This window comes from Bremerella sp. JC817 (assembly GCF_040718835.1).
Taxonomy (GTDB): domain Bacteria; phylum Planctomycetota; class Planctomycetia; order Pirellulales; family Pirellulaceae; genus Bremerella.
Genome location: NZ_JBFEFG010000268.1, coordinates 369364 through 390771, shown reverse-complemented (window position 1 = coordinate 390771; position 21408 = coordinate 369364). Strand labels below are relative to the sequence as shown.

The window sequence follows — 21408 nt, the reverse complement described above, 5'->3', positions numbered from 1 at the left end:
ATCAAGTTTTGTCGTCATTCCAAGTTTCGCTATTCTGCATCCAGCAAACGCGCTCCAACTCAACCCGGCGTGACCGAAGCTTCGGCGCGTTTTTCCTTACTGACTACGAGGTAGAAGCAATGGCATTGCACGCGAAGAAGAAACTCCGTGAACTCGTCGACGACGATATCTACGCATCGAGCGATCTTTCGTCGCGCATGCCGAAGTACAAGTTCCCGCATGCCGAGCGCGATCCACGTCACGTCTATTCGGTCGTGCATGACGAGTTGATGCTCGATGGCAACTCGCGGCAAAACCTGGCGACTTTTTGCCAGACCTGGCTCGAGCCTGAGATTCACAAGCTCATGGAAGAGTGCCTGGACAAGAACATGGTCGACAAGGACGAATATCCTCAGACCGCAGAGATTGAATCGCGCTGTGTCCACATGCTGGCCGATCTTTGGAACTCGCCGGTCGAGGCCTCCGCGGTTGGCTGTTCGACGACCGGTTCCAGCGAAGCCGCAATGCTGGGTGGCATGGCGATGAAACGTCGCTGGGAAGCCAAGCAAAAGGCCGCTGGCAAGCCAATCGATAAGCCGAACCTGGTGACCGGTCCGGTTCAGGTATGCTGGCACAAGTTCACTCGCTATTGGGATATCGAACACCGCGAGATCCCTATGGAAGGTGACCGTCTGATTTTGACGGCGGAAGAAGCGGTCAAATATTGCGACGAAAACACGATCGGTGTCGTACCGACGCTGGGTGTCACGTTCACTTGTCAGTATGAACCGGTAGAGGAACTCGCCGCCGCACTCGATAAACTGCAGGAAGACAAGGGCTGGGATATTCCGATTCACGTCGATGCGGCCAGCGGTGGCTTTCTGGCGCCGTTCTGTGCCCCAGACGTCGTCTGGGACTTCCGTCTGCCGCGCGTGAAATCGATCAACAGTTCCGGCCACAAGTTCGGTTTAGCTCCGCTGGGTGCTGGCTGGGTGATCTGGCGTGAGGAAGCCGATTTGCCGGAAGAGCTGGTCTTCTGGGTGAATTACCTGGGAGGCAACATGCGTGACATCGCCTTGAACTTTTCGCGTCCTGGCGGACAGATTGTTTGTCAGTACTACAACTTCCTGCGACTGGGCAAGGAAGGCTATCGCAAGATCCACACGGCCTGCTACGAGACGGCGCAGTTCCTGGCGACTGAGATCGAGAAGATGGGCCTGTTCGAGGTAATCTACGACGGAAAGATGCACGAAGGCATTCCGGCCTTATGTTGGAAGCTGAAGGACGACGCCAAACCTGGCTTCACGCTCTACGATCTGGCCGATCGATTGCGGACGCGCGGATGGCAGGTCCCTGCCTACTCGCTGCCGCCTAATCGCGACGACCTGGCGATTCAGCGAATTCTGGTTCGGCACGGGGTCAGCCGCGATCTGGCAAGCCTGCTGCTGAAAGACATGCGCGAGGCACTCGACTACTTCAAGCAGCATCCGATCCAGGCCCCTCTCACGGAAGAGGAAGCCTCGGGCTTTCATCACTAATCACTGCCGAGCATGACTTCTTCGGACGAAGCCAATCAACTGCACTGCGTCGAGCAGCGCGGACCGCACCCGTTCATCACCTTTCGATTGTTTCACGATCGACTGGGACGGGTGCGCCGGTGGCGTTCGCGGCATCATCGGAAACGACTTGCCCATCCCGAAACACAGCATTCGCATTCCTTGCTGCGAACGTTAATTAAAGCAGCATGGATGCCTGGCGAATTGAATTGGTGGATCGGCATAATCTTCGCCTTGGGTGCCAGTTTGTTTGCCTTGGGAAGTAGCGTGAGCTTGTGGCCGGAATGGACGCAAGCCATCGGTCTGGCCAAGAGCGAGGCTGGACTGATCTTTTTCCTGGGTTCGATTCCGTTTACGACCGCGGCATATCTTCAACTGTTTCAAGCCGCGAATGCTGATCCAATTCCAGGCGATCAACCGTCGACGCCGCAGCGGACTACGTGGATCGGTTGGAAGCCTGGCGACCTTGGTTGGCTGAGTTGCTTTCTCCAGTTCATCGGGACGGTGCTCTTTAACGTGAACACGTTTGACGGCATGATGCCTTCGCTCGGTTGGCAGCAACAAGATGTTCTGATCTGGGTTCCTAATATCCTGGGATCGATCTTGTTCATGGCCTCGGGCTACCTCGCCTTTATCGAAGCCGCCCACGCCTATTGGAAGTGGGAGATAGAAGATCTCTCGTGGTGGGTGGTCTTCGTAAACCTGTTGGGCTGCATCGGCTTTCTGATCTCGGCAGTGCTCGCCATTGTGCTGCCCGGAGATTCAGGACCGTGGCAAGAAACCGCGTCGGTCTGCTTCACGCTGATCGGTGCAATTTGCTTTTTCTGGGGCTCCGTTCTGATGTTGCCCGAAGCGGTTCCAGGGGAAACTTCATCGCTCTGAGCATCGGCTGGTGCAACGATTTCAGTTGATTCGAGACCAGCGTCAATGCTATTCTTAGGAATCCCACCTGTGGTTGCCTGATGGCATGTCTGGCGAAGGGGCGTCATCGCGAGATGATGCGTCCGCCAGCGTCTCGTTTCCTGCCCAACAACGAACACTCAAGGCCACATCATGGTTCGTTCCTGCCTGATTATCGGCGCCCTCCTCGTATGCGTTCCACATGCGTTCGCCGCCGAGTTACCTCCCGCCGCGAAGAAGACGATTCAATTCGAGTCCGACATCGCGCCGATTCTGCGGGCGAAGTGCCACGACTGCCATGGTGAGTTCACACAGGAAGGCAATCTGAGGCTAGATCGAAAGGCTGCGGTCATTCGTGGTGGTGACTCAGGCGAACCAGGAATCGTGCCTGGCAAGAGCGCCGAGAGCCATCTGATTCGCCTCGTGGCAGGGCTTGAGGCGGACTTGCGAATGCCGCCGGAAGAAGAGGATGCGCTTTCCTCGGAACAAATCGGGTTGCTACGAGCCTGGATCGATCAAGGTGCCTCCTGGCCGGGTCCGGCAGGCTCGATGGAAATCGAGAAACGGACGACAGACCACTGGGCTTTTCAACCGGTCAAGCGTCCGAGTGTCCCCGAGGTGGAAAGTGACTGGGGCACAACTCCGATCGATCGCTTCATCCTGGCAAAGCTCGAGGCAAACGGGCTCAATCCGAGCGAACGAGCCGATCGCAGAACGCTCGCTCGGCGATTCTCTCTCGATGTGCTTGGCTTGCCTCCAACACCTGAAGAAGTGGCTGCCTACGCCGACAGCGAAGATTCTGCCGCCACGGAGAAGTGGATTGAAACGATGCTCGCCAGTCCGCACTTTGGCGAGCGGTGGGCATCGCATTGGCTCGATCTGGTCCGCTTCGCCGAAACGCACGGTTTTGAAACGAATCGCGAACGCCCTAACGCCTGGCGATATCGCGATTACGTAATCGATTCGTTGAATGCCGATAAACCGTACGATCAATTCATTCGTGAACAGATTGCGGGCGACAGTTTCGGAAGCCCCGTCGGCCTCGGCTTCCTGGTGGCAGGACCTTACGATCAAGTCAAAAGTCCTGACATCAATCTCACCTTGATGCAGCGCCAGAACGAACTGGACGACATCGTTAACACCGCCGGGACCGCCTTCCTCGGACTGACGATGGGATGTGCCCGGTGCCATAATCACAAGTTCGATCCGATTCTGCAGACCGATTACTACTCGATGCAGGCGATCTTCTCTGGGGTTCGCCATGCTGACACTCCCCTCCCCTTCACTGCCGAACAGCAAAAGCTTGCCGAGCAGCTTCGTGCCGAGATCGTCCAGCTGGAAGGCGAACTGGAACATCTCCTTCCGCAGCGACCGACCAGTCGTTTCGTCATGCTGGACGACAATCCCGAAATCGCTGGCGAAAAGGTGAAGCACCTGGTCAACGCCGTCGGCAACGGAACGAACCTTCCCGGCACTGAGCGTGGTCGGGCCAGTGACCTTGGGGACGAGTTACGTTCGCTGAATGTGAGCGGAGGCAAGTATTCCTGGTGGAAGCATCAACCAGGCGTCCCGGTCATCTCGTGGGCGCCCGCTACCAAGGGACAATTTCGCCTTTGGCTTTCGTGGGGCTGCGGATACACCACGCATTGCCAGGACGCCCGATACGTTATCGACCGTGATGGCAATCCGGCGACAAAGGAAGATTGGGAAGTCGTCGCGATCGTCAACCAGCAACAGTTTGCCAACGGCGATTTACAGCTCAAGAGCGAACCGATGTGGAGCGGATTCTTCGACGCAGGCCTGGTCACCCTCGACAAGGACGATCAGATTCTTCTCGTCGGCGGGATGACCGGTACCGCTTTAACCGCAGACGTGTTGGTATTGGAACACATCCGCGATTCCGCAGGGCCGACCCCTCCCAAGCCATTCTTCCGCGAACCTGTTCGGGCGATTGGCAATGTCGAACATCTTCACCCGATCGAAACGCGTTCGGTACGCTTCGTGATTGAAGACACCATCGGTGGGATGCAACCTTGTATCGATGAACTGGCAATCTTCTCCGGCGATCGCAATGTTGCATTGGCGAGCGAAGGCGCGGTGGCGACAGCGTCAGGAACTTTGCCCGGCTATGAAATTCATCAGTTGAAGCACATCAACGATGGGCAGTTCTCGAATCGCCGGAGTTGGATCGCCGATACCCGCCGCACTGGATGGGTTCAGATCGATCTGCCACAAGCGACGACGATCGACCGAATCGAATGGGCCCGCGATCGCGAAGGGCAATTCAACGATCGGCTGGCCATCCATTATCGCATTGAAGCGTCAGTAGATGGGGGGACATGGAAAATAATCGCCGACTCATCCGATCGATTGCCCGTGGCGCTTCCCAGTCCCGAATTGATTCCCAGTTATCACTTCGAGAGTCTGCCTTCCGAGAAGTCGGAAGCTGCCAAGGCCGCGGTCGCCAGGCTATTGGCGGCAAGGGAAGAATTAAAACAGGCCACCACTCGACGGGAAGCCTATGCTGGCCGTTACGAGCAGCCAGGCCCAACGCATCGCCTTTACCGAGGCGAGCCGCTGGAGAAACGCGAGGAAGTATTGCCGAACGCCCCAGAGATCTTCGCGAATCTGGCGCTGGCCGCAGACAGCCCCGAGACAGTTCGCCGCCAGAAACTGGCAGAGTGGATTGCTTCCCGCGAAAACCCATTGACTGCACGTGTCATCGTAAATCGGATCTGGCAATTCCATTTCGGTACTGGTCTTGTCGATACCCCGAGCGACTTTGGCGCGGCAGGCGTTGAAGCATCACATCCAGAGCTCCTCGATTGGCTGGCCGCGGAATTGATGGACCATGGTTGGTCGCTGAAGCATATCCATCGGCTAATTCTGCAGTCGGCAACCTATCAGCAGGCAAGCCAGCCCGACGAAGCAGGTTTGCGAGTCGACGGCGCCACGCGACTTCTTTGGCGCTATCCACCCCACCGGATGGAAGCCGAACCGATTCGCGATTCGATCTTGGCGGTGACCGGGGTGCTCGATAATTCGATGGGAGGACCGGGCTTCAGCGCCTTCGAGGTTGAAGCCGAGAACGTGCGTCACTATCACCCGAAGAAACAGTTTGGCCCAGAGGACTGGAGGCGTATGGTCTATATGACGAAAGTCCGCATGGAGAAAGATGCGATCTTCGGCCTGCTCGATTGCCCCGACGCGGCGACGTCCGTCGCGAAACGTTCCCGTTCGACGACACCGCTGCAAGCACTAAACCTTTTCAATAGCGCCTTCCTATTGCAACAAGCCGACCTGTTCAGCCAACGCCTGCAATCCGAAGCAAATACGACCGACGGTCAGGTTCGCCTCGCGTTCGAGTTGTGCTATTCCCGGTCGCCATCGGCAGAAGAAGCGGCGTTTAGTCGGCAGTTCATCAAGCAAGAAGGGCTCGCGGCTTTTTGTCGGGCGCTGCTCAATAGTAACGAGTTCCTCTTCATTCCCTAGCAAACAGGCAACACGTCATGGCTAGTCGCCATCAGCAACCGATCAACGCTCAGCCGACGCCTGGCATGCACCTGCTGGACCGTCGTCGGTTTCTGGGTCAGACGGCCACCGGACTGGGTAGTATTGCTTTCTCGATGCTACTGGCCGAAGAGCAATTGTTGGCGGAAGGCGCGCGGTCGGTGGGTGGGCTGTCTCCCATCCGCCCGGAAATCGACCCTGGGCAACCATTCGCCCCGCGAAGCCCCCATTTGCCAGCCGCGGCAAAGAATGTGATCGTCATCTTTTGCTCTGGCGCATGTAGCCATGTCGATACCTTCGATTACAAACCGGAGCTAATCCGCCGCCATGGCCAGCCGATGCCTGGTGCCGATAAACTGGTGACGTTCCAAGGACAGCAAGGGAACCTGACGAAAAGCCCCTGGAAGTTCCGCCCGCGCGGCCAAAGTGGGAAAATGATCTCGGACCTGGTGCCGCACCTGGGGGAACTGGCGGACGATATCTGCTTCTTGCATTCGGTCACCGGGAAGACCAACACGCATGGACCCGGCGAGAACTTCATGTCGACGGGCTTCACGCTTGATGGATTCCCCAGCATGGGAGCATGGGCAACGTATGCCTTAGGGAGTTCCAATCAGAATCTGCCTGCCTACGTCGCGATTCCCGATCCGCGAGGAACGCCTCAGGCGTCGGTCAACAACTGGGGACCTGGCTTCCTTCCGGCTGCTTTCCAGGGAACCGACTTCAACGCCAACAATCCGATCCGCAACTTGAAACGGCCTGAGGCAGTTGACCCGGAGAAAGACAAAGCAACGCGAGAGTTTCTGAATGCCTTAAACGCTCGGCATCTGGAACGCTTCCCTGGCGACAACGACCTCGCCGCGCGGATCGCCAGCTACGAATTGGCCGCTCGCATGCAGATGGCGGTGCCGGAAGTAAGTGATCTGTCGACGGAAAGCGCCGAGACGCTACGAATGTATGGCGCCGACGATGCCGAGAACCATTTGAAGGCGGCGTATGCTCGCAATTGTATTCTCGCCCGTCGCCTGGTCGAGCAAGGCGTTCGATTTGTGCAGCTGTTCAACGGGGCCTATCAGACCGGAGGCGAAGGGGTCAGTAACTGGGACGGCCATAAAGCGTTGGAGAAACAATACAGCGTCCATGGTCCGGTGCTCGATCAGCCCACCGCCGCGCTTCTGAAAGACATGAAACGTCGCGGGCTTCTGGAAGACACCCTCGTCGTTTGGTGCACGGAGTTCGGCCGGATGCCGACGTTCCAGAAAGGTGCCAGCGGACGGGATCACAATCCAGAAGGCTTTACCTGTTGGCTGGCCGGGGCCGGGGTAAAAGCCCCATATACCTTCGGTGCGACCGACGAATTTGGTTACAAGGCAGCCGAAAACGTGATCGACGTGCACGATTTCCATGCAACCATCTTGCACCTGCTCGGACTGAACCACGAGCGATTGACGTATTACTACAACGGCTTGGAACGCCGCCTGACCGATGTGCACGGTCACGTTATCAACGAGATCCTGTCGTAGCCTCATCGGCCGGAATGATCACGAGCCAATTGATGCATGTGTTCGTCTTGGACATTGGCTTCCCTAAGACCAGCGTCAATCGGCCATCGTTGACATCGACGGTCGTTTCAAACTCGTAGAACGAACCTGCGTCCGTATCGATATGATCAGCGACAATGTCCCCTTCCACGGAAAGGTTCTGTCCTGCTTGTTCGTGCCCGGCATCGCCCAGGCAGCCGATCACTCGGTAACGACCCTTCGCCAGAACAAGCTCCCACGTATCGACCGATCGCGTGAACACAAACGTGCTTCGCGGCGATCGCTGCTGGTCTTCACGCTGCCGCGTATTTTTCGTGAGGTTTGCCTGCCAACCATAGCCGCGAGCAGCCTCAAACTTCTCGCCAATGTCTGGCAGATATCCGGCGTGTGGCGAAGAACTCTTCCCCGTAAAGTCGAACGCTTGCGAATCCGGAAGCTGGAGGATCGTCTCGTCAACAAGGCCATCGAATCGAGGATCATTCCTCCACGAAACGGTTCCGACCGTGAAAGGCAACGCATCTTCCGCGTCTACCAGCCCATCCAAGTCGGCATCTTGTTTCGATTGACGTTTCCAAGGGGGCGTTGGTTGCTGCTGAAGAACCCTCCAAATCGCAACTGCCACGTCGCGTCGGCCTCCGGTCAAGCGATCTGCAGTAAGCGGGGTAAGGTCGTAGCCTTGTTCCTTGGCATTGAGAAGAATCTGTTCTGTCCATTCCGATGTGGCTGGCGAGTCGGCATCGAAGTAGGTACTCGCGGGTCCCACCGGGAGGAGTCGTCGCAAGGCGAGTTGCTGGATCGCGGCGAACGCTGGCTCAAGTGGATCGACATCCGCGAAGGGCCAGATTGCGAGAGGGGCACCCTGGTCCGAGGCGAGGAGGCCATTCCAAATTTCGGCCAGTCGCTCTCGCTGATCCCAGATGGCAGAAGGCTGCTCTTCATGGCGAAGGCAAACCGCCGCGATGGCTCCGCTGGCCTGGCCAGCATGAATGGATTGATCGTGCAGGCGACAGGAAGAACTGACAATGCTGGTGTAGCCCAGGTTCTTTTGCCCACCGAGCAGCCCGTCGATACCCTTTGGGACGAAGCTACGCAGCGGGAAGACTGCCCGACCGGTTCCGCCACGCCCGAATCTTCGGTTGCCGCGAAAATCGGCCTCCCATGGTCCAGCCTCCAGCTGATCGGTAAGCCATGAACGGTGCGTTGGGTGGAAGTCGAGTTCAAACTGCCACGAGAAAACCGCATCTGGAAACATCGCCGTTGCGTAGTGCGAACGGTTCTGAAACCCGAGGACCTCTTGCTCGCGCAGCACATGCAAAGCATCTAAGCGAAGGCTTTCGCGGATGTAAGGTTTGGGAGGCAAGTTGTCGGCCGTTCCGAATTCATCGCTCAGGGCCATCTTACGAAACTTAGGAAAGCGATCCTGTAAGTAGTACAGAAACTTGAGCGAATGATTCTTGGCGTCGGCAAAGACAATTGCCCGCTGCTGGGGAGTCATCTCGACGATCGACTTTTGTGATGCCCCCTGCTCTGTCTTTTCGAGTGCCGCAGCCACATCAGCCGGGAAGACATCGAGCGGATAGTCGATCGGCGGCGTGTTGATCAACAACAGATCTGGCCCTTCGATCTTGCCAAATCCTTTACTGTCGACAAGGCGACGCGATGTGTAGGCGAACTTCTCATCGATCCAGCCCCATTTACCGGTGAAGTATCGCGGGTCGTAGCCGTCTGGCCGTTCAATCCGTGTTTCACTCGATTGTTCTTCCAGGATCATGCACCAGGTGATCGGGTTGATGTCAGTGCGGGGCTCGCCTGATTCCGGGGCACTTGGCTCATCATATTCATGACGAGCATCCAGGCCGACATCCCAGCCAGCCCCCGAAAGCCTAATCACGTCGCCCCAGTCCGAAGCATCGATGGTGATCGCCGCGCGGACGGTCAAGGGCGAGTCATTCGCAGTCGATTTGAACCGAACCCCCTTCACTCGGCTGTCTTCCTTCAATACAGAAGAAACCTGGTAGTTGGAGAATCGTTGAATCTGGCCAGAGTTTTCGTAAGGAGCTAACAGCTCGCGAAAGACCTGCTGGGAAACCACTGGGCGGCTGGTGGTGATGACGCGCGTATTGCCTGGCCGCTGAACGCCGCCGTATAGCCCCGCGTTCTTCGCTTCGATCGCATCGATTACGTCGCGAAAGATTCCGCTGCGAGGGATGGGGACGGTTCCGTCGTAGCCATGGCCCCGGTTTTCGTCGATGGCCCCAAGCGCTTCCGCGCTGAATTGTCCGCCCAACCATTCGATGTCATTCACGAGCACGACACGCTTGACGCCCATCCGGGCCGCTTGCACGGCGGCTGCACAGCCCGACTCGGTTCCTCCAACAACAAGCAGGTCGGCCTCAATCGTCTCAGCTTCGGCTCGAATCGGAACAAAGCAAACCAACAGAAGCAGAAGCAACACGCTGCGGCGAGTCAATTTCATGGAAGAACCAGCCATGGTAGGACTCCAGAGAAGAGAGAGGAGCGACGAGGGCAAAAGACGACGCAGGAACACGGCTGGGTGTTCCTGCGTTGAAGTGGGCACTCCGAGGGCTTGCCGCGGGGGCCATCTGTTTGCGTGAAGCGTAATGGCTTAGAACTGGCCGAGTACTTCGCCGTCGCGACGGTCACGGAGGCGTCGATAGATTGTCAGGTCGATGGTTTCGGGAATGAAGCGGACGGCTCCATCGCATTGTACCGACATGATTCCGCCTGGGTGCGTGCTGCTACTGATCCAGTCGGCACCCCAGTTCGCGCCAGAGCGATTAATCAGCATGTTGGCACCGGAACCGCCGAAGCAAAGCACGTCGTACGTGTAGACACCCGTATGCCAAGTCTGCGTGCTTGGTCCAATACGGGCACCAATCCAAAGCCCGCCAGAGAAGTTACAGACCGAACCACCACAGTTCAGTGTGCCGGAGTCAGGCGTGGCACAGGCTTCGCCGACCATCATGGTATTCGAGGTTCCATCGGTCACGTCGCGGATGCCAAGCTTCGACGCCTCGAACATCACACCCTTCCCGTCGCGGGCCGCATTGTTGCCTGCGTTGGCTTTGTAGTTCGACTTGCCGAAGTTGCCACGACGACTGTTGAGCAGCGGCATCGTATCGGATGGGCAGCTATACGCCTCGAGCCCGACCGTGGCGGCATCGATCGGGTCGTTCATGGTGTCGTCGTTGTTCTTATCTTGCCAGTGATAACCGAATCCATTGGTCTGCGTTCCGATTTGATCGTGCAATGCGTTCTGCTCGATGAATGGCAGAATCAATGCCGACCAGGCAAGGCCGTTCCGGTTCGACACGCTATCGATTGCCGAATTGAATGCCGGATTGGAATCGACATATCCAGGCGGAAACACTTTGAAGGTGTCGTGATAGTTGTGCAGTGCCAGACCGATCTGTTTCATGTTGTTGGAACAGGTGATTCGGCGGGCCGCTTCACGAGCCTGTTGAACGGCGGGAAGGAGCAAGGCGATCAACACGCCAATGATGGCGATCACCACCAGGAGTTCGACAAGCGTAAAGCCAGACTTCCGCGCGAGGGCGCGAAGTGAGCGGGCAGGCATAGGGGCTTCCTGTAGAATGACGGGGATTTATTCGAATTGGGGGGCGATTAGGGTGGGGAGTTAGTCGATTAGTGAGATTCGATGATGCATGAATCCACATTTGTTGTGGGTGGCAAGAGAATTAGCCACCTATGTAGGGTATCAAATTAACCAGTTAGAGAGAATAAGAAATAACTGGAATTTGTGTGAATTAGGTGCCAGGGTCTGGCTTGCTCTCTCGACTATCCAGAAACTTCAGGCGATTGATGGCACGTCCATGCGTTGGCATCTGCTCAAGGCAAGCCCGATAGGCCTCGGCAGCCTGATCGAACTCGTCGAGATAGAACTGCATTTCGCCCAGATAAAACATCGCCCGACCGTTCGTTGGATCGAGCTGGATCGCTTCCTCAAAATGCGGAATCGCCCCGCGTATCCGGTTACGGCGAAATTCGTGAAGGCCCCGCATCATGGCAGCTCGACTTTGGTGATAGTCGCTGCGATCGGGCAACTGCTTTGCGAGTTTGACATGCAGTGCCTCGGACGGACTGAGTTGAACCGCACGTTGCCAAAGCTGGACTGCTTCCTCAGCGCTACCGGACTGAAGCTTCGCATCCCCTTCCGCTTCCAGAGTCACGGCATCGATTCGTCCTTTTTCACGAAGTCGTTCGATCAGTGCCAACGCTTTCTCTGTATCGTTGGCTTGAATGTATGCCTTCAGCTGCTCTGACTTCGCCAGGTCTGCTACGAAAACATTATGATCCATGGCCTCGCGATCGATCGCTTCGGCGATCTCAATGACTTTGGAGGTGTCGTTATCCAGGGCGGCCAGGTGGAGTTCGCTTAACTTGCCGGAAAGGCCAGTGCTTTCGTCCAACGGCGCGACATAGTTGGTGTTGAAGTTTTGCGAAACGAGATAGGCGGACCGCTCGACCATAGCCGCCGCGAGATAGGCTCTTTCTGTATTGCCGAGTTCGGTTTGGGCGCGCTGGTTGAGAAAATGAAAGCCCAGCGAGTAAGGGATGTTCGCCAAGTTCTTTTCGATGATCGGCAACGCCTTGTCGGCGTGTCCTGAGCGTATCGCCAGCTTGGCAAGCTGGTATTCTGCGGCCGGATAGTCTTCGTTTTGCTGGAAGTATCGCTGCGCGTCTTCCGGCGCGTCTTCTCGTAACGCGTTTCGTCCCATGGCAAACAACGCGTTGATTTGTCCGATTTGTTGCTCTGGCGACTCGGACGGTGCCTGAACCACTTTGCTGTAGGCAACGCTGCTTTCCTGCATGCGTCCCATGCGATCGAGGCAGAAAGCCAACCCAAACATCGCGTCGAAGTTTTCAGGATCTTGCCGAAGTGCCTCGCGGAAGGCAGGTTCGGCATGGGCATAGAAGCCTTTGCCGATGAGGGCCTCGCCGTAGATGCGCCAATCGTCCGCGGTGCCATTGGATGCTTGCTCGGCAAGTGCTTCGATTTGCGGCATGATGGTTGGATCGGCAAGTTCTTCCGTAGGAACCAGCGGAATCGTACGAGCCGCTTCACTGGACAGGTAGATGCCTGCCCCGATTGCTTCCAGCACGACCAAAATCAGTAAGGCAATCGTGGCGTACTTCATGGCTGCTGTCCTTGATGATTACGCCAGACGCTCACCCGCCCTAGGTGTCGGTGTGGTCGGCGAACATTCAAACTTCCGGAAACGATGTCTGCCGTTCCGTCTCCATCGACATCTCCGGTGGCTACCGTCACCAAGTGCAGAGGTTCCGCCGCGACCTGCCATGGGGTGAAGTTCTGTTGGCCATCGTTTTCGAGCCAGACCACACTGGCGTTCTCTGGATTTAGCCAATTGTTGGTCAGGCTGACTAGCACCACGTCGAGATGTTTGTCCCCATTAATGTCCGCGACCGAGGCCGCGTAAGTTCCACCGAGATCCGATATCCGATGCTCGACAAACTTCCAGTCTCCTTGGTTCTCGAACCAATAGCACCCGTGATAAGGCTGAGGGTAGGCATCGAAATCTTCCAGGTTGTCACCGGCAGGCAGAATAAAGTCGAGATCGCCGTCCTGATCCAGATCCGCAGCGACCAGACCAGCGCTGCCAGAATCGAGGTTGTACGTCATCCAAAGTAAGCGCGGACGAAACTCACCGCTGCCGAGATTCTCGAAGGCCCACAGCTCTTCCTCGTCTTGCGTGACGATCGCTGCGATGTCGAGGTCGCCGTCTTGATCGAAGTCACCAACGGGCACGTGGATCGTCCCCGGGGCACTCAGCAGAAGGTGATCACGAAACGAGAAGTCACCCAGGTTCTCTAGCCAGAGGACCGAACCTCGCGAATAGCCGAAGACGGCAACCGCCAGGTCGAGGTCGCCATCGCCATCGAAGTCGCCGGGCTGAACATCCGCCACCCGTCGTACATCATCCAGAATGACATGTCGCTGGAATTCACCATCGTTGTTCTCGAATAGTTCGACGCGTCCAACAACACTGTCGTCGGGAAGGATATTTCCCAGCACCGAGACAATGACGTCAAGGTCGCCATCTTGATCGATATCTACGACCGTCGCATGCGCTGGCGCGGCGACGTCGGCGATCAGCGTCGATTCCTCCCAGCTTCCGTCGGACCGTCGTTTGAGTAACAGAATCTGGCTACCGAGCGAATCGCACGCAATGATTTCATTCTGACCATCTTGATCGAAGTCGACGACTTGGACATTGGTGATTTGAGGCAACCCAGGAAACTGCGGCTGGGTGGGCTCGAAGGTGAATGGGACCTTCGTCGCAGGATACGAGGTACCGCCAGAATAGAGTTTTGCGGGATCGATCTTCTGCCGCAGACTGGGGCCGATCACCATCGCGGTGATCGGAATGCCAATCGCAAGCACGATCAACAGAACGAGACGAATGAGCATGGGGACAATCTTGAAGTAGCGGCATGCGATGCTGCACACTGGTTGGCGCAGGCAACGTTCGCACGGTGAGACATCTTGCGGTAAGTCTCAATCATCGCAGATGAACAGCGCCGCTCGCAAGTCTGGGCCGAACGGCGGTTGAAAGCTACTTCGTTGAATGACTGCTCTACTGAAATAGATCCGTCGAGAAATAGCGTTCCATGCGATCGGGGAAGACGGTCAGACAGACTGGAGTTCCGCCCCGTTCTTTGTAGGCACGCACTGCGGCCAGATAATTGAGCCCAGAGCTGGGTCCGACGGGGAAGCCTGCTTGGATCAAACGACGCGTGGCGACGATGGCGTCTTCATCCGAGATCTCGAATTCAATCAGCTTCTGCAGTTGAGCTTCCTGGAAGATATCGGACAGCCCATCGACAACGCCTGGGATGCGCTTGCTGAAGCTGCAACATTCGACGTCGGAGATCAACTTGTTACTGACCGGACGGGCCAACACCGGCACGACATCGCATCCGGCCGAGAGCAGCCCCTGCGTTACGCCCACCAAAGTTCCGCCGGTGCCAACGCCACTGACGAAGATATCGACGTATCCGCTCGGGATCTGACAAAGAACCTCGGCGGCCGTTTCGTCACGGTGAGCTTTGGCATTGTCGGGGTTCGAGAACTGTTGTGGCCAGAACGCGTCTTGTTCGGCGGCAAGTTTCTCGGCCAACTTAATCGAAGCATCGATGCCTTCATCGGCGGGCGTCAGTTCGACCTTGGCTCCATACGCCTTGATGATTTTCACGCGTTCCGGACTGACACTTTCCGGCATGATGGCCGTGAACGAGAGTCCGAGCTGCGCCGATGCCAACGCGAAGGCGATACTCGTGGAACCGCTGGATGCTTCCACGACACGGTCACCTGGCTTCAACCGGCCACTACGGACTGCTTTCGACAAGATATACCGAGCAATACGATCTTTCGTCGAACCGCTGGGATTCAGAAACTCGAGCTTGCACCACACCGGCACGCCATATTCTGGCAAGGTAATAGGAACCAAAGGCGTCGTAACACGGCTTCCGGCCAGAATTGCAAGTGGATCGATCATTGGCATTCAGAATAGGAAAGGCGTCGCCCGGCGATCTGCGATGCGCTCGCGATCACGTTGTGGGCAATTCCGAAGTATAAATTCAATTCGAAACGGGTTAAAGTAAGGAGGACCCCATCGCGGCTCCATTCCGCGTTTCTCTTCCTGTCTTCGTCGGAAATTGCCACCCACCTTCAACCCAAGAATGGCCCCATGTTGCATTCACTCCCTCGAACAAGCTTGTTCGCCCTCCTGCTCTTGTCGTACGTCGTCGCGCCATCGTTGGCCGAGGAAGTCAAAGTTCCGAAGAAAGAAAACTTTCACCTCTTCCTTTTGATTGGCCAATCGAACATGGCAGGCCGCGGCAAGGTGACGCCTGACGATCAGATCGAGAATCCAAAAGTGTTGATGTTCAACAAGGAAGGCCAATGGGTGCCTGCCGTCGATCCGCTGCACTTCGACAAGCCAAAGATGGTGGGCGTCGGACTGGGGCGTACGTTTGGGCTGGAAGTCTCCAAAGCGAATCCAGATGTGACCATCGGTTTGATTCCGTGTGCTGTTGGTGGTTCGCCCATCGCAAGTTGGAGCCCTGGAGCCCGCGACAAGGCAACCAACACGCATCCGTACGACGATGCCTTGAAGCGTGCCAAGGCTGCCCTGAAAGCGGGTGAGCTGAAAGGGATTCTATGGCATCAGGGAGAGGCGGACTCGGGCAAAGGCAAGTCCGAGATCTATCAGCAGAAGCTGACCGAACTGATCGCTCGCGTGCGGAAGGAACTCGATGCGGAAGATGTTCCCTTCATCATCGGACAGCTAGGCAAGTTCGAGGAAAGCCCTTGGAACGAAGCCAAGCAGCAAGTCGATCAGGCCCATCAAGCCATCGCCAAAAGCGATGGTAATAGTGCGTTCGTCAGTTCCGATGGTTTGACACACAAGGGGGACAAGGTGCATTTCAACGCCAAGTCGTATCGTGAGTTCGGTCGCCGCTATGCCAAGGCCTACCTCGACCTGCAAAGCAAGAGCGGCGATCAATAACGATACAACATGCGCTACGGCTTATCGGATTCCGCCGCAGCACGAAAGTTGATCGTTCCCCACAACCCTGGCGAGAGCATGATCTCGCCGGGGATATCGTCGACCAGCCCGGTGCTCCCGTTCGACCAGTAGCTCCGCAGATTGGTGTCGGTCCCTTCCGCGTTGCCATAGGTCACTCCAAAGTCGCCCCGATAGGCAATCCCCGGCTGTGGATCGAAACCGAGATCTTTCAGCGGGACGGTGGCGGTGACATGATAGCCGCCGTTGGACTGGCGAACTTCTACGTTGGCATTCTGCAGTTTCTGAACATTATCAACGGTTTCGGCTCGCCAAGGCGACGTGAACTCGATCGCATTGCCCTGCTGCTTTTCCGGCAGGCGATGTTCGTATAAGACAACCAGCGGTTGGCCATCATGCGGAGCGATCAGCAGGCGTTTATCTCCTGGGACCGGATCACGTCGTTTGGGGTTGGCTTCATGGTTCGTGGCAAACTGGAAGTCGACCGAGTCCCCCGTCGCGAAGAGCTTCGTCCAGTCGCGACCGTTGTTCACCCAAGGAGATCGGTCCTGGACCTGCCAGGTTAGTTGCATTTGATCCGCAACGATCTCAGCACTGACTTCCACCTTGAACTTGCCATCTTTGTCCCAGGCAATCTTGCCAGGGAACTCGGCGTTACGGGATGCTTGTTGCTCGGATGCCTGACGCAGGGTTTGTTGCTGCGCGGCGAGCACCTGTTGCCGCGTCACCGCAAGCGAGCCCTTCATCCGCTTGGTTTGTCCGAGTCCTTCCAGTTCGTAGATGCGATACGGACCGTGCCCAATCTGGACGTAGAACGTTCCGTCCGACAAGGACCGGCCGAAGCTTCCGCCGAAGATCTCTCCGCCGAGGCGGTATTCATTCATTAAGTAGCTGACGCGGACATCGACGAACGCTTCATCGAGATACAACCCGTCGGTTGTCAGTAGAAAACAGCGGCCATGGTTGCCGTTAAGGAAGACCACATCGCTTTCTTCGTCCAGCGGGGCGACGCCCAAATACGCCATCGTTCCTTGCATCACGCCAGGCTTGGGCAACGGCGCATGGTGCGAACCATGCACGTCGCTCCATTGGTTTGGAAAGCTCCAGAGATGGGTACCATTGCGCTTCGGCTGGGAGGCGGGTAATGGTTCAATTCCTGGGCGGTCGATCCAATAGGCATTCATTTCCGGATCGGAGTTCAATAGCATGCGGCCGAAACGATCTTGGATGGTCGAAACTCCACTTCGTTTGTAGCCTGGGCTAAGATCGATCGGCGTCGCCTTGGCGATCGCGGCTTCGAGCGAACCATAGTTGGGGACGCCATTGGCCAGAAAGCCTTGCGGCTCGATCGTGACGATGCTGACCTGATCGTCCGTCGAGACAGGCATGACAAATGTGAGCGAGTTCTGAAGGTGCCCCCAGGCCCCGCCGCCATATTGTTCTCCTTCGCTGAAGTCGAACTCTTTGGCTTGAGACTTGCCGTCACCATTCCGATCGACCCACAACACACCCATGCCACGCTGCGACCAGGGCTTCCCTTCCCCTTTGCGACCAGGTTTCTCACCAGCACGCTTCTCAGGCCACTTGGCATAGAAGGCGTCGATGTATGCCTGCGGTGGATCCCAGTCGCAGCCGTAACCAAAGTGATGCGTACCAGCCGTTGCCGCCAGGTCGTGCAAGGTGCCATCGGGCAAGACTTCCGAGATCAACGAAATCTTGCCACGGGCACAAACGAACGTCCGTCCATCCTGGCGGAAGAATTGGTAGCACTGCGGTTCGTAGTTTCCGAAATGCCCTTCTTCCAGAGAAAGGATCGACGTCGGTCGAGCCGTTCCAGCGGCGATGTCGACATCCCAGAAACAGCCAAGTCCAATCCAACGTCGCGGATTCTCTGGATCGAAGCCGGAACCATCTCCGCCGTAATGCGGCATGCCAAACTTCTCGTAGACAACATGCGGCTCGCCAGTCAGATCCCACGCAAAAATACGTTTCGGATTCCAGCGATCTTCGGTGACCCAAAGTTTGCCATCCGGACCGAACGCAAGACCGGCCGGGTTCACCATCCGAGTTGGATCGTAGGTCCCTTTGTACGCGCCGCCAGGTGTTCCAAGGGTGGAAAGCTGTTTGCCATTAGCATCGAAGCGGATGATCTGATGACGCTTGGCATCGCTCACCAGAATATCGCCGTTGGCAGCAACCGTGAGCCCGGTCAGGTCCATTTTGTTCGCGTCGACCATTCTTTTTCCATCTGGCAGTCGAACTACTCCAGTATCGGTGGCGGCATACAGTGATGGACCAGACGCCAGATGACGCACGCCTGAGAGGTTAATTTGATCGACCTGCTTTCCAGTGTCGGCGTCGAGTACCAGGACCTTGCCTTCGTCTCGCGAGCCAACGTAAAGCTTGCCGTCGTGAACGGCGAGACCGCCCAGGTTGAAGTCGGTCAGATCAGGATGTGCCGAGCCGGGACCGACTTCCATTTCATCGACTTCGATTCCACGCTGCTTTCCGGGAAACTCAACCAGTCGACCCGTTTGAATATCGTAGCGCACGATCGTCAGCTTCCAGGTCGCCTTCCAGTCGTCGCTACCGAGATCGATCCCCTTGTTACCGCCCCACGAAAAACCATCCTGAGCACAGTAAAGGTATTGGTCGTCGGCCGCGATCGCGTCTTTTTGAATGCCGTATCCGTGAAGGTGTTCGTACCCTTGCACGAAATTCCCATCCTGATTCAAAGCGACCAGTGCCCAGCCACCTTCGGTAACGGGAGCCGCGAAGAAGATTCGTTCTCCGTTGCTCGTTGCACAGCGAAAGGTGCTGTGGTTTGGGCCCCAGGAAGCGGTCGTCGGTTCACCGCCGTTGGCAAAGTTCATCTTGTAACGCGGGGCGATGCCGGGATGCGTGATCCCACGCCAATGGTAGTTGCCCGGCGAGACCAGTTTGCCCGTCTCATCGAGACCATCCCACTGCACCGTATGTCGGCCTGCGATGAAGCTTTGCCCAGAAATCAGATTGCGAACGCGATTCCCGTCGGTGTCTTCAATGACGATCGTTGCTTTGCCAGAAACAGGCTGCTCAAAGGTGATTCGGATTTCCTGCTTTCGGGCCTCGACCATTTCGTGATGGGTCGTCAGATCAAAAGGACCCCACGTCGCAGGATTCGCGTTAAATGCGGCATGCAGCGGCGCTGAGTCGACGAAACCGAAACGCTCTTGTTCGGTTGGAAGCGTGAGAGAAGCGGCCAGACGAATTGTCTTCCATTCGGTTTCGGGCAGACGAATGTGGTAATGACCTTGGTTCTGCGTCGCCTGATCGCCGGTCAGAACGTAAGCCCGTTCGGCATTGGCAATCCCGACTTCCAGCAAAAGATCTTCGTGTTCAACCGTACGAAGGGAAAGCGTCGTGCCGGTGTTATCGGTGACAAGGGCAACCTCAAGCGGCAGACCGCCAGGACGCCCCAGTGATTGAAAATCGGCTTCGCCAGGGAGTTGGTTCTGCGGGATCTCCGTGTCCGAGGGAAGCTTGATAACGGTGAGATCGGGCGATGCTTCTGTCGCTTCGCGTACGAGTTTGACGATGCGCTGCCTTCCTGATTCGTAGACAATCATGCGATTGCCGGAGATGGCAACGTGTGTTGGGTGATCGAGCGAGGTGAACTCGCCGTTGGGGGCGTCGAGCGAACGATAGGTTTGGACAGTCCCTGCGGCCGTGTCGCTAATGGCGAGCGTGGTTCCATCACTATGAACGTGGAACGTGCCGTCACCATGTTGCAATGGGGCGAGCTTTTGCCAGTTGCTTTGTTCATCGCGTTGATAAACGTCGACTTTAGATTCGTTGCCCGCGATCAGCTGGTTCTGAAACCAGGCAAGACTTGTACAGCCGCTCAGGCCGGTGATCTTCGCAGGAACCGGTTTGCCGCGCGGTTGGCCGGAACTGGTCACCCCCATCTGAAACGCATTCCCGTCCGTATCGACAAACAAGATCGCCAGCCCGTTCCCGTCTGGAATCAGCGTCGCCCCGGAGACGTTCTCGCCCAGGTCGAAATCAGCAATCCCCTTCGTTTCAAAGTGGGACCAGCCATTCGTATCGAAGAACGGCCCCGATGAAAGCTGCACATAGCTGTAGTGCTTCTTCAGCAGGCAGAGCGTTTTCCCGTCAATGACTGTTGGTTGAGCCATGACGTCGGGAACCTTATCCCCAAGGGATGCGGCATCAGCACTATTGGCATCCCACCGCCAGCTTCCACGTGGCGTCCAGATGTTACCAGATGCATCCAGGGCGAGCCCCTTCAACGAAGGTAAGGCCCCAAGTCGGCGCACCGGCAGGAAGGCTTGTTCCCGTTCATTCCACTGGAGAAGTTGCACGATGCCGTCCAGACCTGAGACGGCAAAGATGTCGCCTCGCACGTGCGTGAGGCCGCGACCGTTTTCGATATCGACACTTTGCGGCAAGTAACCAATGAACGAGCCGGAAGCTCCACCGAGGACCACCCCAGGCTCTGGCTCCCATTGCTCGTTGAACCGCTTGACCGTGCCATGCCAGGCAAAGCTATACCAATAGTCCCCGACCTTGATCGGACGCTCGCCGTCGATTTTCTTTGGGAAACCATTGAGGAGTTGACCATCTTTCCAGGCATAGATCTGGTTGCTGTGCATGCCGTATAGCGTTCCATCGTCATCGATCTGGAGCGTATCGGTCTGAATGTCCGTTTGCAGGTACGGCGTCTCTTCGAGCGAAACCGGGTTGAACCATACGATGGCGCCAGCACCCTTCTTCGAGATCGCCACCTTTCCGTCGATGGCGTTGACCGCGAGTGCTTCGACGTTGCCCAGCACACGTGTTGGTTCGGTTCCGCTGACGCTGTTCACTGGCAACACGTACAGCGCATCGCGGATCTTCATTACCAACAGATCGCCAGCGAGCGTGATGCGATCGAAGCGGCGATCGTGATTGCCAGGAAGCGGAAAACTCGCCAAGAGGCGTCCATCCAAGGCGTAACGGTTGAGCTGCTTCTCGCCAGCACGTTCCCATATTGTTGACTGCGCGTCGAAGACCGGGCCAAAGCCAGAGGCCTCGTTGCCTGCGAATGTGACGAGCGACTCGCCTTCAGCTCCGGAGTTGCCAATCGTACCCTGAAAAGTCCAGGGCTCGGCGACGCTTACCGAAGTGAGAAGCAAGCACAAACAAAGGGTGGGCGCAACAAGATGCATATCGCGAACTCTCTTGGAGGAAGACAGGGGGTGCGTGGCCAGTTGTCGACGATCAGGGGATCGGGACAGAAGACCAGGCGCTGGGGACGATGGGGGTCAGATCGGAGCGCGATAGATGTCT

At 56.9% G+C, this 21408-nt stretch carries 11 protein-coding genes; 5 read left to right on the top strand and 6 right to left on the bottom strand.

What is annotated here, in order from left to right:
• Positions 1-119 precede the first annotated feature (119 nt).
• The 4 genes from AB1L30_RS12975 (at position 120) to AB1L30_RS12960 (ending at position 7468) form a co-directional block, all read left to right on the top strand.
• A complete protein-coding gene (locus tag AB1L30_RS12975; protein ID WP_367013845.1) occupies positions 120-1517 on the top strand; it encodes a glutamate decarboxylase in 1398 nt (465 codons plus the stop codon).
• A gap of 12 nt (positions 1518-1529) precedes the next feature.
• Positions 1530-2417, top strand: a complete 888-nt coding sequence (locus AB1L30_RS12970) for a hypothetical protein (protein ID WP_367013844.1) — start codon at positions 1530-1532, stop codon at positions 2415-2417.
• Positions 2418-2588: 171 nt separating this feature from the next.
• The gene (locus AB1L30_RS12965; protein WP_367013843.1) at positions 2589-5927 is read left to right on the top strand and encodes a DUF1553 domain-containing protein; all 3339 of its coding nucleotides are present in this window, start codon (positions 2589-2591) and stop codon (positions 5925-5927) included.
• Positions 5928-6061: 134 nt separating this feature from the next.
• A complete protein-coding gene (locus AB1L30_RS12960; RefSeq protein ID WP_367014099.1) occupies positions 6062-7468 on the top strand; it encodes a DUF1501 domain-containing protein in 1407 nt (468 codons plus the stop codon).
• Here AB1L30_RS12960 and AB1L30_RS12955 read toward each other — a convergent pair.
• From AB1L30_RS12955 to AB1L30_RS12935, 5 genes are all read right to left on the bottom strand, one after another.
• The gene (locus tag AB1L30_RS12955; protein WP_367013841.1) at positions 7449-9977 is read right to left on the bottom strand and encodes an FAD-dependent oxidoreductase; all 2529 of its coding nucleotides are present in this window, start codon (positions 9975-9977) and stop codon (positions 7449-7451) included. The genes AB1L30_RS12960 and AB1L30_RS12955 overlap by 20 nt on opposite strands.
• A gap of 135 nt (positions 9978-10112) precedes the next feature.
• Positions 10113-11084 (bottom strand): DUF1559 domain-containing protein, encoded by a 972-nt coding sequence (locus AB1L30_RS12950; protein WP_367013839.1) that lies wholly within the window; start codon positions 11082-11084, stop codon positions 10113-10115.
• 190 nt (positions 11085-11274) lie between these two features.
• Positions 11275-12666, bottom strand: a complete 1392-nt coding sequence (locus AB1L30_RS12945; RefSeq protein ID WP_367013838.1) for a tetratricopeptide repeat protein — start codon at positions 12664-12666, stop codon at positions 11275-11277.
• Positions 12663-13958, bottom strand: a complete 1296-nt coding sequence (locus AB1L30_RS12940) for a VCBS repeat-containing protein (RefSeq protein ID WP_367013837.1) — start codon at positions 13956-13958, stop codon at positions 12663-12665. The genes AB1L30_RS12945 and AB1L30_RS12940 overlap by 4 nt, the downstream gene beginning before the upstream one ends.
• A 166-nt stretch (positions 13959-14124) precedes the next feature.
• On the bottom strand, positions 14125-15045 hold the full coding sequence (locus AB1L30_RS12935) for a cysteine synthase family protein (RefSeq protein WP_345084991.1): 921 nt from the start codon (positions 15043-15045) through the stop codon (positions 14125-14127).
• 192 nt (positions 15046-15237) lie between these two features.
• Here AB1L30_RS12935 and AB1L30_RS12930 point away from each other — a divergent pair, with 192 nt between their 5' ends.
• Complete coding sequence (locus tag AB1L30_RS12930) at positions 15238-16059, top strand: sialate O-acetylesterase (protein WP_367013836.1); 822 nt, start codon at positions 15238-15240, stop codon at positions 16057-16059.
• A gap of 14 nt (positions 16060-16073) precedes the next feature.
• On the opposite strand, the gene AB1L30_RS12925 is transcribed toward AB1L30_RS12930, so the two are convergent.
• Entirely contained in the window at positions 16074-21287 is a 5214-nt protein-coding gene (locus AB1L30_RS12925; protein ID WP_367013835.1) for a FlgD immunoglobulin-like domain containing protein, read from the bottom strand.
• Positions 21288-21408 lie beyond the last annotated feature (121 nt).